At 68.5% G+C, this 11904-nt stretch carries 15 protein-coding genes; 2 read left to right on the forward strand and 13 right to left on the reverse strand.

The features are described 5' to 3' along the window. Positions 1-337 precede the first annotated feature (337 nt). Positions 338-604 carry a hypothetical protein gene (locus MKK84_RS27080; protein ID WP_243925046.1) on the forward strand — a complete coding sequence of 89 codons (267 nt, stop codon included), beginning with the start codon at positions 338-340 and terminating at the stop codon, positions 602-604. Continuing rightward, positions 601-801: a hypothetical protein gene (locus MKK84_RS27085; protein ID WP_243925047.1), complete on the forward strand. Its 201-nt coding sequence runs from the start codon at positions 601-603 to the stop codon at positions 799-801. The genes MKK84_RS27080 and MKK84_RS27085 overlap by 4 nt, the downstream gene beginning before the upstream one ends. Positions 802-1146: 345 nt before the next feature. Here the strand turns inward: MKK84_RS27085 and MKK84_RS27090 are convergent, their stop codons facing one another. From MKK84_RS27090 to MKK84_RS27150, 13 genes are all read right to left on the reverse strand, one after another. Next, positions 1147-1770: a hypothetical protein gene (locus tag MKK84_RS27090; RefSeq protein WP_243925048.1), complete on the reverse strand. Its 624-nt coding sequence runs from the start codon at positions 1768-1770 to the stop codon at positions 1147-1149. Between the two features lie 173 nt (positions 1771-1943). Continuing rightward, complete coding sequence (locus MKK84_RS27095) at positions 1944-2240, reverse strand: hypothetical protein (RefSeq protein WP_243925049.1); 297 nt, start codon at positions 2238-2240, stop codon at positions 1944-1946. Then, the gene (locus MKK84_RS27100) at positions 2191-2640 is read right to left on the reverse strand and encodes a hypothetical protein (RefSeq protein ID WP_243925050.1); all 450 of its coding nucleotides are present in this window, start codon (positions 2638-2640) and stop codon (positions 2191-2193) included. The genes MKK84_RS27095 and MKK84_RS27100 overlap by 50 nt, the downstream gene beginning before the upstream one ends. Beyond that, positions 2640-3695 carry a peptidoglycan-binding protein gene (locus MKK84_RS27105; RefSeq protein ID WP_243925051.1) on the reverse strand — a complete coding sequence of 352 codons (1056 nt, stop codon included), beginning with the start codon at positions 3693-3695 and terminating at the stop codon, positions 2640-2642. Before MKK84_RS27105 ends, MKK84_RS27100 begins: the two co-directional genes overlap by 1 nt. Before the next feature lie 15 nt (positions 3696-3710). Next, complete coding sequence (locus MKK84_RS27110; protein ID WP_243925053.1) at positions 3711-3944, reverse strand: hypothetical protein; 234 nt, start codon at positions 3942-3944, stop codon at positions 3711-3713. Further along, positions 3944-4339: a septal ring lytic transglycosylase RlpA family protein gene (locus MKK84_RS27115; RefSeq protein ID WP_243925055.1), complete on the reverse strand. Its 396-nt coding sequence runs from the start codon at positions 4337-4339 to the stop codon at positions 3944-3946. Before MKK84_RS27115 ends, MKK84_RS27110 begins: the two co-directional genes overlap by 1 nt. A gap of 97 nt (positions 4340-4436) precedes the next feature. Further along, positions 4437-6788 carry a hypothetical protein gene (locus MKK84_RS27120; protein ID WP_243925057.1) on the reverse strand — a complete coding sequence of 784 codons (2352 nt, stop codon included), beginning with the start codon at positions 6786-6788 and terminating at the stop codon, positions 4437-4439. A 116-nt stretch (positions 6789-6904) separates the two neighbouring features. Next, positions 6905-7621 carry a hypothetical protein gene (locus MKK84_RS27125; RefSeq protein ID WP_243925059.1) on the reverse strand — a complete coding sequence of 239 codons (717 nt, stop codon included), beginning with the start codon at positions 7619-7621 and terminating at the stop codon, positions 6905-6907. Between the two features lie 12 nt (positions 7622-7633). Next, positions 7634-8362 carry a hypothetical protein gene (locus tag MKK84_RS27130; RefSeq protein ID WP_243925061.1) on the reverse strand — a complete coding sequence of 243 codons (729 nt, stop codon included), beginning with the start codon at positions 8360-8362 and terminating at the stop codon, positions 7634-7636. Positions 8363-8474: 112 nt separating this feature from the next. Next, the gene (locus MKK84_RS27135) at positions 8475-9518 is read right to left on the reverse strand and encodes a hypothetical protein (RefSeq protein ID WP_243925063.1); all 1044 of its coding nucleotides are present in this window, start codon (positions 9516-9518) and stop codon (positions 8475-8477) included. An 11-nt stretch (positions 9519-9529) separates the two neighbouring features. Then, positions 9530-10195, reverse strand: a complete 666-nt coding sequence (locus MKK84_RS27140) for a hypothetical protein (protein WP_243925064.1) — start codon at positions 10193-10195, stop codon at positions 9530-9532. A gap of 74 nt (positions 10196-10269) precedes the next feature. After that, entirely contained in the window at positions 10270-10824 is a 555-nt protein-coding gene (locus MKK84_RS27145) for a DUF4376 domain-containing protein (protein WP_243925065.1), read from the reverse strand. Next, positions 10824-11828, reverse strand: a complete 1005-nt coding sequence (locus MKK84_RS27150) for a hypothetical protein (protein WP_243925066.1) — start codon at positions 11826-11828, stop codon at positions 10824-10826. The genes MKK84_RS27145 and MKK84_RS27150 overlap by 1 nt, the downstream gene beginning before the upstream one ends. Positions 11829-11904 lie beyond the last annotated feature (76 nt).

An 11904-nucleotide genomic window follows, 5' to 3' on the forward strand; every position in this document is an offset into this window, starting at 1 on the left:
CGCACGAAACACGGCACAGATGTACCGGTTTTCACCGGCCGAGAACGGCTAACGTACTGGTTATGAATAGGAATATGACGAAGCAAGTATTTCAGGGCTTCGGTTTACAAAACCGCTGCACTACCGCTGTGCTACACCGGCAGACGCTCTGAAACCGTTGGAGAAACTGGCGGTTTCGATACGTCAGAAGTGCGTTTGACTACGTTTAACCGCACTTCGTCAAGGCACAGATCTCGGCACATTCCGTTCACGGCTCGTTCGCGCTACCCTACGGACGAGATCAACATGCCGGCCCTCGTGCAAATCGGGGGTCGGCACAAGAGACGGCACAGTCCGGATGGCGAAAGAGATCCCCAGCGTCGGCGACCTGCGCCGCAAGTCCGAGGTGTCGGACGACGAGATCGAGGCTGCTACAGCGACCTATCTCGCGGACGAGTCGGCCAAGCCCTTCACCTTCAAGTCCGGCCACACCATCGACGTGGCGAAGGCGATCGAGATGCACCCGCAGGCCAGGGCGCTGCTGGCGGACGAGGCGACCAAACCCGGCCTGCGCCGCACGATGGTGAAGACCGCCATCGTCATGGGCTTCCCGGAGCAGGGATGAGCGAGGAACCGCACGCGAAGCACGACGTCGTGGTCGCCCGCCTGACGCAGCGCCTGCACGGCTATGCGCAGGGGCTCGGCCTGGACGATACCGCGCTCCGCCAGATCGTCGAGCGCGTCATCGCGGACATGCCGGAGGCCGACGACGTGGATCGGCAGGTCGAGGCGCGCAACTGGATGCTTATCGCGGCGCGCTGACGATGCCAGCCGAACCACATGCCCCGATCCGCGGTCGCCAGCTCGCCGCGCTACGCGCTTGCTTGCTCTATCCGCAGGGGCTTCGGCATGAAGCCTACCCGTCCGCGATGCCAGCACTGCGGAAGCGCGGCTTCGTCGTCTCTCGGCTTGCACACGGCCCGGGGCGGAAGATCCCGGCATGGTTCATCACACAGGACGGGCGCGACCACCTCGCCAATATCGATGCCACGAAACCAGGTGTGCTACGCGGCGCGGGTACCGGCAGCCGGTAGTCAAAAACGACGAAAGGCGCCCCAGCCGAAGCCGGGGCGCCAGAGTAGGTGTGAAGCAGAGTGTGAAGTGGCGCTACCGCCGCGCCGGCGCTCGAGCATCCCGCTCCAGCTCGTCGATCCGCTTCTGCATGCCCTGGATCGTGTCGCGCGGCGTGTTGAGGTCGTACAGCCCCTGCCGGACCTGATCGGCCTGGCGCTGAAGATCCGCGTCCCGGGCGCGCTGGGCCGCCCACATCTGCTCGTGCTCACCGCGCGGGACCACCTGCTTGGTCACGGCGTCGAGATCGCGCTCGACCCGCTCGACGCGGCCGTCGGTCAGGCGCTGGAGGTCGTCCCGGCGCTGCGTGACGACGTTGAACCGGGTGTCGAGGTCCTCACGCGGGACGTAGCGCTGGGCGGACGCCTCCACCTTGGCGATCGCCAGCTCCAGCCGGCCCTGTCCGGTGTTGATCCAGGTGAAGCCCATGGTGCCGATGGAGCCCAGCACGCCGAGCAGGATCGCGATCGGCTGCCAGTTGATGGTGGAGCGCGCCTTCACGTCCGAGGTCAGCGCCGCGAACCCACGCTCGACCGAGCCGGTCAGCGAGGCGAGCCCCGCCGTGAGGCCGGCGACGTCTTTCTCGACGCGGACCAGCCGCTCGGCGTAATCGGGGGCCGTGTGCGGCTGCATCTGCTGCTGCTGAAGCTGTGCGGTCATGATCCTGGCCCCCAAGGCCGGAGAGTCGCGCGCCGGTGTTCCGGTCGCGCGTTGTGTTAAGCGAACCGGCCTCCCGTGAGAGACAAGCCGGCTTGTGTTCGGTGGATGAGAGACAACCGAGCCCGGCGGGAGGCCGGGAAGCCCGTGAAACTTTCACGGGCTTGGTGGGCCGATCAGGGCTTGGCGAAGTCGCGCCGGACGGCCGCGATCCAGGCCTGAGCCCGCGTTCCGCAAGCCGCCTTGGACCGATCGAGGATCTTGGCCTGGCCGATGATCCGGACGACGTCGGCGCGGGTCAGCGATCGATCCGGGATATCCGGGAAGCTCGCGCGCACGCAGGCCTCGATCCCCTCGGGCGGGGCCGGCAGCGTGACCCGGATCTCGGCCGGCGCGGCCGGATCGATCGCGGGGACGAGGTCTCTAGAGCCTGCGCAGGCGCTGAGACCAAAGCCGAGGCAGGCAGACGCCATCGCGGCGCGGATCCTTGGCGAGCGCATCGGTTAGTTCCTTGATCTTGAGGGTGTCGGCCTGGCGTTCGACCTGCTCGTGGGCGCGCAGCTCGATCGCCTCGTGCGTGATCGCCTCGGCCTTCTCGGCCCGCAGCTGCTCGGCCCGGATCGCCACGGCGTGGTCGTGCATGAGCATGCGGCGGGCGCCGTCGGCCTCGGCCGCCTGCCAGCAGAAGGCGAAGGCGCCGAGCCCGGCCGCCGCAGCGAGCGCCACGAGGCGCAGCCGCCGCGGGAGCAGGAACAGGCCGATCAGCGCGATCGCCACCGCCGCGCCGATCTGCTTCAGCGCCACCGGTGACATCGCGGCCCAGAGCAGGGACGCGAACGCCCAGAGGATGCCGGTCCAGGAGAAGTCGAACATCAGGCGCGCGCTCCAATGAGACGGGGGAAGCGGCGCGCCAGGGCGTCCGGCACGGGCCGACCGGCATCGTCCCAGCGCGCGTAGAGGGCGTAGGCGGCGCCGGCGACGATCAGCGCGCCCATGACGAAGCCGAAGACCGTGCCGGCCGAGATCTGCGCCTGCGCGCTCTCGGCCTGGTCCTTCAGTTCGCTGACGCTCTGAGCGACCTCGGCGAAGCCGAAGGTTCCGGCCGCGCCGGCCCCCTGGACGGTGCGGCTCTTCGCCAGGTTCGCGTCACGCGCCGGCACCGCCAGGGGCTCGGCGGTGTCGAGGGCGGCCAGCGTGTCGTCGTCGAGCTCGCCCGTGACGGGGAGGCCCGACTTCTTCTGCAGGAGCTGCACGGAGGCCGTGGTACGGTCGCCGTGTTCGCCGTCGACCTTGCCGACTGGGTAGCGCAGCGCCTTCAGCTTCGCCTGGGCGGGGATCACCCGCAGCGCCGCCTTCGCCTTCGCGAGGTAGGCCTTGCACTCGGACAACCCGATAGCGCCGCCGTTCACCCGCCGGCGCAGGCCCTCGACGTCGTCGGCGTCGGCGAGCGCGTTGCAATCGTTGTCGGTCCAGAAGGTCAGCGCGGCCGCGATCGCGCCAGTCGGCGTGCGCAGGCGGTCGGGATCCGCCTCGAAGCCGGCGGCGCGGTAGTTCGCCCGGCCGGTGTTCTGCAGCAGGCCGCCACCCCGGTAGCGCCAGCCGTCGCCCGGCTGCACGTTCCCCATCCGGCCGCCGTAGACCTTCTCGGCCAGAGCCTTCGGGTTGCCGGCGTACGGCTTGGCCGAGGCCGGGGTCGGGAAGCGCTTCGGCCAGACCTGGCACAGGCGCTCGGCCGTGTAGAACAGGCTCTCCTCAAGGCGCGTGAAGCCGCCGGACTCGGTCGCCATCTCGGCGACGAAGTGGGCGATCCGGTTCGGCGTGGTGATCTCGGCCGCCGCGATCCGGTCGTCGGCCGCGATGAACGCCGCCACGATATCGGCGCGCGCATGCGGCGCGACCGCGGGGAGGATCCGCTTCCAGTCGGTCATGGTGGCCACCAGGGGTCAGAAGGGGATCGAGAGGCGCAGGCGCAGCGGCGCGAGCTCGTCGAGCTCCAGCGTGCGCAGGCGCTCGCCCTCGCGGATGAGCGTGCCGTTCGGCGCGATCGGCGCGGCCGCCAGGAGGCTCGCCGAGCTCGGCCGGGGCGGCAGGTGCGGTCGACCCCGCGCGGCACAGGGAGCGGCGCCGGTCGCGAGGCCGACGACGGCGACGATCGCCGCCAGGCGCCGGCACCGCATCACCGCGCGTCCGCCACGCGGCGACCCGAGCCGACGATCTCGACCCGCACCCGGGCGAGGCCGCAGGCGCCGAGCGCCCGGCAGGATCCCGTCGACAGGTCGATCAGTCGGCCGAGCCTGCGATGCGGCCCTCGGTCGTTGACCCGGACGACGATGCTGCGGCCTGTCACCAGATGCGTGACCCGCAGGCGGGTGTTGAACGGGACATCCCAGATCGCGGCCGTCAGGCCCATCGGTCGGAAGTACTCGCCGTTCGCCGTCCGGCCGTTCTTGTTGATCCGGAAGATCTCGCGACCATAGGTCGAGGCGATCCCCTCCCAGGCATGGACGGACGCAGGGGCGAGCAGCAGCGCGCAAACGCAAGCCGCCCGCAGCGCGAGGCGCTGCAGGAGCATGGTGGATCTCCGGAGGTGTCGAGAGAGGGACCGGGCGATAAGGACCGGTCAGGTCAGATCACCCGCTCCCGGCTTGGTGTGCGGGGAGCGGGTGGGGTTACTGTTCGCGATACCAAGCGGCGGCCGTTGCATCCCAGCGGATGCGAGCGCCGCTGTAGGCACCGAGCGTCGTCGTTCCGTTCGTCCAGCCGTTGACCGCGGGGCTGAATGAGATCGTTGCCGTCCCCGCACCTTGGTTCACAAACTGGATTGGTTGGCCATCCGCGAGGGGCGAGGGCAAGGTTACGCTTGCCGTGACCGACGAGGCCTGGGTGAAGCGAACGAGGTCTGTCCCCGCTGGAACGATGTAACCGGAGGACGTGAGCGCCGTGCGAACGCCTGATCCATTGACGAGAGGAGCATAGGTTACGGCAAGTCCCGATCCGCAAACGAAGGTATCCACCCCGTTGACGGTGAGGCGAGCGCTGGCCTTTGCGTCGAGTTGGACGACGCCGTTAGTCCCATTCGACTGCAACACAAGGCGCGCGTTGGCTGCATTGGCATAAAAGTAGTTATAGCCTTGCTTGCTGTAGCCGACGAGATCGCCGGATGCCCCGATCACGAAGTTCCCACCGGTCCCAAGAAACGTCGTCCCGGCGCTAGTCGACTGCCACATATCGACCGAGCCGATAGTCGCCTTGACCGTCGTGGTGGCCTGCATCTGAAGCACGCCGTTGGTGCCCGCAGACCGAAACGACAGAAATGAGTTAGCGGCAGCGGATGCGATGTATCCATATTGCCCAGAGAAACCGAGCGTGTTTCCCGAAGGGTTGATTGTGATACTGCCAGACGTTCCAACGAACGATCTGACATTGGCCGCGCTTGCAGTAAAAGCTGCCGCGCCACCGCTGTAATCGGTGAAGCCAGCACCCTTGCTATGCACGCGACCGGTCAGATCGCAACCGGCGTCGATCTGCACGGGGATCGGTGTGACACCGCTCACCGCATACCCAGCACCCTGAGGCGATAAGACAATTTCAGTGGATTTGACGCCGACCGCCGCGTTCATCAGCCAAAGGCTGATAACGGAAGCCCATCCGACTTGCAGATCCAATATGCCGATCTGAGAAGTTGCATCTGCGACAACGGCATATTCGGAACAGGTATCGGAAATGCACTTGCCGGTGAAGGCAAATAGCTGCGCACCTTTTAGGACGATGCCGCGCCTGAACTGAAGGCAGCTAATGGCGTGGTAATAATTGCCGCCCGTAGCTGCCGTGACATCTCGCCCGTCATCCACGAGACCATCATGACCATAGGCCGGCCAGCCGAAACTTATTGTCGCTCCGGCGGCTGGGGCAGCGACGAATGAGACGGATAGACCGTTCGCTGCGATCGTGTAGTCCGTGCCGGCCGTTTTTGCCGAGCCACCGACGGAGACCGTCAGTTCGCGGGTAAGATTGACCTGCTCCGGCAGAGCAAAGGTCGTCGTGCTTCCATCGCCCGTCTTAGAAACTGAGGCATAGTAGCCGCCCCAAGCTTCCACATTGCCGAAGTGGTTATCGCTTGCGTTGCGGCCTTTGATAAGGCCGAACATCCTGACCCCAGCGGACAAGTCCAGGCGATCAACGTACCCCTTGCTGATGGAGTTGTTTGGGGCATCTACCAGGACGCCGCCCCAAACATTGACGCCGCCGATGTCGCGCAGAACATACCGCGAGCCGTTCGTGATCTGGAACAGGCCGAAGGTCGCCCAGAAGGCGTTGCCGACCGAGGCTACCGTTGACCCTGCCGCCACCGTGGTCTGCACGCCAGCCACGATGATAGAGGTCGGGAGTGCATCGCGAAGCGTGATTGTCGATCCGGAAACGCCAGTGATCCAGGTCGTGAACCACGAGCCGCAATCGAGGCGAAGGGACAGGCGCTGGCCCACTTGAACGGCTGGACCGCTTGCGACCGTGCCGACCGATAGGGTCGTGGCACCGGCAGCCCCGGCGGCGGTCAGGGTCGTTTGGGCGACGAGGTTCCCATTGTCCTGAACATACAAGCTCTCAACCGTGTTGGCGTAGCCCGCGATCTGGATCATCCGGGACGCGCCAGACGCGGGGATCACTATGGATCCGCGGCCATACACGCGCTGGCCGGACCCGGAGATCAGCAGAAGGTCGCCTATCATGCACCCGCTCGTGCGCGGGATGAATGCGGCCCCGGTCTTGGCGAGCGCCAAGCGGATCGCGCAGGTGTCGATCTCATCAGTGAGCGCGACCGCCTGCGGGAACACGACCTGCGCCGCTGCGAGGGTCGCGTACTTTGTAGACAGCGGATGCGAGGTACCATCACAGATCGCACCGAACGCCAGGATGTTCGAGGCGTCTGCGACCACGGCCGACAGTGCCCGCGCGACCGTCCCACCCGTCGCCGTAACACTCAGCCCCGACGCATCGCCGGTGCGGTTGCCGAGGCCACCCATCTTGATCGGAAGCGGAGGCATGCGGGCGCCCACGAAAAAGGGCCGCCCGCGAGGGCAGCCCTGTGATGAACCGGATGGGTGGAGGTCGGCCGAGGCGCGTCAGGCGCGCCCCAGGCTCAGTAGGTGTAGGTGGCCGCCACCACGTCGGTGGTCTCCAGCGGGTAGCCCGCGTTCGTCGGGCTCCACGTCAGGGTCGTGCCCGAGAAGGTGAAGGCCGGGGTCGCGCCGCCGCTGGGCACGATGATGCCGTTGACGTTGAGCGTGAGCTTGCGTCCATCCGGCGTGCGGGACAGCGCCGAGAGGGTGTTGAGCGCGGTCACGGTCAGGCTGTCGCTCTGCTCGCGCCAGCCGTAGGCCGCCGGATCCGGACCGACGTGGCGGGCGCGCACGCCGATGAAGGCGGTGGACGGCAGGGCGTCGAAACTGAAGACGTAGTTGAACTCCAGATCCAGCACCTTGCTCGCCGGCATCGCGAACGCGGTCTCGACGCCGGCGATCTTGGAGAAGTAGTTCAGCGTCCAGACCGAACTGGCGTTTGACAGGCGACCGTAGACCTCGTTGCCGTTGCCGTCGTCGAAGTCCTTGCCGGTCGCCCCGTCGAACACGAGCACGTCGTTGTAGGGGGCGGTGACGCAGAAGCCCTGCTGGCCGAACTGTGAGCCGACGCGGAGCGACCCGGCCTGGAGCGGCACGGCCTTGCCGCCATCGCCGGCGGAAGACACCAGCGTGGTCAGGATCGCGGTGACGGGCTCGGACGTGCCGCCCGCGGAGTTGAACCCGGTCGCGCCGATCGGCGCCAGGATCGGCTTGATGAGCTGCTTGGCGACGGCCATCGTGGACTCCTCTTACGTGTAGCGGAGAACGACCCGATCGGTCTTCTCAAGCGGGAAGGCGGGGTTGGCCCAGGTCACGGCGCTCGGCCCGACCGTGATGTCGGGGGCGAAGTACTCCTCGCCGTTGACGATCAGGTGGACGGTCGCGGGGACGAGCGGCGGGTACTGGACCGGGTATGGGATGACCGTCTGGCCATCCTGGGCGATCGCGACGGGATAGGTGCTGAGCACCGTGCCGGGGTCGCCGCGCGCGCCCTGGGGGCCGACGGTGAGCGCGGTGGCGCTGATCGCCTGCGTGCCCGGCAGGGGCAGCAGGATCGCCTGGAAGCCGCCGAGCGCCGCAGCCACCGCCGGCGAGTCCGTGCCGGGCATCACCGAGAAGCTGGTGCGGCCCAGCAGATCCGGATCCCGGGTCGAGCCCACCTCCGTCCGCTGGATGTCGGCGAACAGGGTGGCGAGGCCCGGCAGGCCGTTCGGGCCTACGGCGAGCCAGGAGCCGCGCATCGCGTGCGTGACGGTGAGGATGAGTTGGCTGGTCTTCCGCGTGACCGGGTCGGCCGTCCAGTCGATCTGGTGGACCGCCCCGTAACCGGTGACCAGAACCGCGCTGTCGAGGGCGACGACCACGCCGCCGAACCGGTCGGCGATGGTGGCGGTCAGCCGCGAGCCGGTCAGATCGAGCGCCGGATTGACCGGCACGACGACCTGCCAGCCGGTCGTGTCGGTCTGCGTGGTGGCCATGAGATGCGACCTCGTTCAGGCGCGAGCGTGCGTCCGGGGCGCGGGTGTGCGCACTCCGGGGTGAGGTCAGTGGTTTGGGCGTTCGAGGCGGATCAGGCGGAGAGGCCGAAGATCAGGCCGCGTATTCCTCGACCTCAAGGTGGGTGATGGTAGCCCCGCCGAAGATCCTGCCGCCGCCGATGCCGTTGATGGTCAGGGTCGCGGAATTGTTCGAACCGACACCCAGCGAGAAGGTCGTCGCCGCCCCACCGACCGCGCTGATCTCGGCTGTCACGACGACCTGCCCCACGCCGCCAGAAACGCAGCTCGCGAAGTTGGCGCCCACCGCCGAGGTGTTGCTGTCCTGGAAGAGCGCGGCGACGATGGCGCCCGCGGCGCTGAGCGACCCCTGCACCACGGCGCGCACCCGCAGCAGGTTGCCTGTGGCCTTCGGGGTGATCGAGACGCTGAGGATCGATGCCGTGTTGCCGGTCGTCGGCTTAGCGTCGCTGATCGGCGTCTGGACCGTTGTCGTCGATGTCGTGGCTGTCGAGGCGGGCCTGCGCTGGATCTGCGCGCCGCTTGCGGTGTTCGCCACGCCAGCCGCGGCGACCAGGGTGAACTTTGAGCCGTCGAAACTCGCCCCCGACGTGTGCGCGGTCGAGCAGACGTAGCAGGCGCCGTTGTAAGTCACGACCGAGGCGGGGGCGGTCGCCGTGTAGGCGGTGTTCGCAGCCCAGGGCGCCGGGGGCGTCTGCCAGGGCTGCGGGCCCGGGGCGCCATTGGTCCCGTTGGTGCCGTTCGTCCCGTCCACGCCCTTGGCGGCTACCTTGATCCAGCGACCTGCGGCCAGGTCGGTGGCGAACGTGCCCGCCGTGTGGGCGGTCGTGCAGACATAGGCCTCGTTGCCGTAGCTGACCTGCGTGGCCGGGGCGGCGGAGACGCAAATAAGGCCGGTCGTCCAGGCGACGATCGGCGCCCACGGCACGGGGCCGGTCAGGCCCTGATCGCCTTTCGGGATAGTCAGATCGAGGGTCTGGTTTGGGCTCGTGCCGTTGATCTGCGCGGCGGCCTGGCTGCCAGCCGCACCGGTGGTGACGCTCCGAACCGAGAGGATGTTGGGCTGGCCCGGGGGGCCGCCCTGGAACACGACCTCACCCGCGCTCTCGATCGGCATCTTGAGAAACCTCAGTCCTGGAGCGAGGCGGCCGCAGCGTGCTTGATGAGGCCGTAGAAGGCGGTCACCGTCAGGCCGGTCGCGGGGTCGGTGGCGAGGATGTCGAACGGGTACTGCCCGGGCGGGCACCGGGCCATGGTCGCCCGCAGCACCCGCATCGCGAGGTTGCCGCCGGTGGTGCCGGCGACGATCGTCGGCACCGAGCCGTCGGCGGGCGCGGAGAAGGCCTGCAGCATCACGGTGGCGGCGTTCTTGGCCGCCCGGGCATCGAGGGCGAAGGTCAGCCCCGAGATGTCGAGGGGGGCCGGCAGGACCGACACCGCGAAGGTGTCGCCGACCGCGAACGGCATCGACCCCTGCGCGAGCGCGAGCGTGAGGCCGCCGGCGTAGATCTGAACGCCGGCCACACCCCGGCCCGTCACGAGCCCGGAGGGGTCGGTGACGGTGAAGGCCGCGAGCCCGCCGGCGACGCCGGTGATCACGAGGACGTGGACGCCGCGCTTGGCGCCGACGGACACGCCGACGATCGCCAGGCTGCCGTTGCCGATGTTGGCCGAACCCGCCACGACCCCGCCCGGGCCGGGCTGACTGACGATCGGCAGGCCGTCGAGCCAGTCGGTGTTCTGGCTGGTGCGGAACGTGATGGGCCGGGGCTGGATCAGGGCGAGGTTCGACACGCGCTAAACCTCAGGCAGCGGGCATGGAAACGCCGCCCGGAGGCGGCGCGGTCGGGCGATCGCGGCGGTCGGGGTCACCCCTTGGCGGCGGGCCAAGCCGCGGCATCGATCTGCGCGGCGGAGGCGATCGAGCCGGAAGCGATACCGGCGAGCACGGTCGCGAGCGCCTGATAGGTCTGCACGACGAAGGAGCCGACCGCTTGACCGAGCGCGATGATTTCCGGCGCGGTCAGCGTCAGCCCGCCGCCGGCTTGCACCCAGATCGACGTGAAGTTCGCGTTGAGCTGCGCCAGGGAGACGAGGCCAGCGAGGTTGAGGCGGCCGGATAGATCGGTGTCGGCTTGCACGACCTCGGCCGGCTGCCCGGCGGCGGCGACGTTGTAGGCGAAGCCCCCCTCCATCAGGCCGGCCTGCTTGCCCTCGGCATACGCGACGAGTGCGGCCTGGGCCAGCGCCGCCGCCTTCGCCGCATAACCCATGAGGTCGATGTCCGGCAGGACATCATAGCCGAGCAGCGCGTCGGTCGCTCCAGTGTTCGGGTCCTTGCCCCGAACCTCGAACAGGCTGACCGCGCCGAGCGCCTGCAGGGTGGCGACGTCGCCGTAGGTCTTCGCGTCGACGCGCATCATCACTGGGGCTCCACTTCATCGACGGTGATCTGGAAGAGGGTGGACGGCGGGTAGCCCGACTCGTCCGCACTCGACGGCAGGAAGCTCCCGCTCCACGCCGAGCCGTCGTTCCGGCCGAACTGGAGCATCAGGGACAGCGCGCCCTTGGGGAGCGGGGAGGCCTGCGTGCCGAAGGTCAGGTTCACCGGCGTGAGCGCGACGACCAGCGGATAAGCGTTCGAGGTCGCCTGCTGGGCGACCGCGGAGCCGAGGGACACCAGGTAATAGGTCGGCCCGAAGCCGTTGCCGGGCGCGCTCGCGGACCGGAAGATGAAGGAGCCGTTGACCCGCACGAGGCTGGTGGCGGACTTCTTGGTGAAGCTCAGGCCCTGGATCGCGGTCGCGAGCGCGTTGGCGCCGGATTGATTGAGGAGCGCGCGTGTGGTCGATGTGAAGGTCTTGGTGTTGAACCCGGATCCAGCGGACTGCGCCGACGCGATGCCGCCGGCGGACGCCGCGCCGCCGAAGCGTGCATTGCCCGACGCGTCGATGTCGAAGCTGAGGAACTGACCGGCGAGCCAAGCGCCCGACGCCAGCGCGGTCACGCCATCGGCGCCGACGATGGGATAGGAGACGGTCGCGCCCGCCGCGCCGACCCCGGTGATCGCGAGCGTGCCGCCGGAGCCCGTGTAGTTCGAGGCGGCGATGCCGCGCACGCGCATGCCGACGACGAGCGAGGGCAGGACGAGGGAGTTCGGCAGGGTGGCGGTGAGCGCGGTCGCCGAGCCGCCGAACGCCCCGACCCAAAGGCCGCGGGAGATCGTCTGCAGGAGCTGCGTGAGATCCGCGCCGTTCCGCAGGAAGCCGCCGCCGTCGATCGCCGCCAGGACCTCAGCCTCGGTGTCGGTGAACAGCGCATGGCCGAAGTAGGAGCCCTCGACCCCGGTCGACGGCACGCCGTCGGTCCACGGCATCGCCCCGGCGTCTTCGGCGCCGAGCAGGTTCAGGGGGTAGTGCTGGCGCACGGGATCACTCTCCGGAGGCGGGCCGGGGGCGGACCGCGCAGGCGCGGCCGGTTCAGGGAAGGCGGGCGGTGTGCCG

It is taken from the genome of Methylobacterium sp. E-065, from assembly GCF_022829605.1.
GTDB lineage: Bacteria > Pseudomonadota > Alphaproteobacteria > Rhizobiales > Beijerinckiaceae > Methylobacterium.

Excerpts from the sequence above, each read along its gene's own strand:
- MKK84_RS27080 (WP_243925046.1), top strand. The coding sequence starts at position 338 with ATGGCGAAAGAGATCCCCAGCGTCGGCGACCTGCGCCGCAAGTCCGAG.
- MKK84_RS27145 (WP_243925065.1), bottom strand. The coding sequence starts at position 10,824 with ATGATGCGCGTCGACGCGAAGACCTACGGCGACGTCGCCACCCTGCAG.
- MKK84_RS27095 (WP_243925049.1), bottom strand. The coding sequence starts at position 2,240 with ATGGCGTCTGCCTGCCTCGGCTTTGGTCTCAGCGCCTGCGCAGGCTCT.
- MKK84_RS27100 (WP_243925050.1), bottom strand. The coding sequence starts at position 2,640 with ATGTTCGACTTCTCCTGGACCGGCATCCTCTGGGCGTTCGCGTCCCTG.
- MKK84_RS27135 (WP_243925063.1), bottom strand. The coding sequence starts at position 9,518 with ATGCCGATCGAGAGCGCGGGTGAGGTCGTGTTCCAGGGCGGCCCCCCG.
- MKK84_RS27090 (WP_243925048.1), bottom strand. The coding sequence starts at position 1,770 with ATGACCGCACAGCTTCAGCAGCAGCAGATGCAGCCGCACACGGCCCCC.
- MKK84_RS27130 (WP_243925061.1), bottom strand. The coding sequence starts at position 8,362 with ATGGCCACCACGCAGACCGACACGACCGGCTGGCAGGTCGTCGTGCCG.
- MKK84_RS27120 (WP_243925057.1), bottom strand. The coding sequence starts at position 6,788 with ATGGGTGGCCTCGGCAACCGCACCGGCGATGCGTCGGGGCTGAGTGTT.
- MKK84_RS27105 (WP_243925051.1), bottom strand. The coding sequence starts at position 3,695 with ATGACCGACTGGAAGCGGATCCTCCCCGCGGTCGCGCCGCATGCGCGC.
- MKK84_RS27110 (WP_243925053.1), bottom strand. The coding sequence starts at position 3,944 with ATGCGGTGCCGGCGCCTGGCGGCGATCGTCGCCGTCGTCGGCCTCGCG.
- MKK84_RS27085 (WP_243925047.1), top strand. The coding sequence starts at position 601 with ATGAGCGAGGAACCGCACGCGAAGCACGACGTCGTGGTCGCCCGCCTG.
- MKK84_RS27125 (WP_243925059.1), bottom strand. The coding sequence starts at position 7,621 with ATGGCCGTCGCCAAGCAGCTCATCAAGCCGATCCTGGCGCCGATCGGC.
- MKK84_RS27115 (WP_243925055.1), bottom strand. The coding sequence starts at position 4,339 with ATGCTCCTGCAGCGCCTCGCGCTGCGGGCGGCTTGCGTTTGCGCGCTG.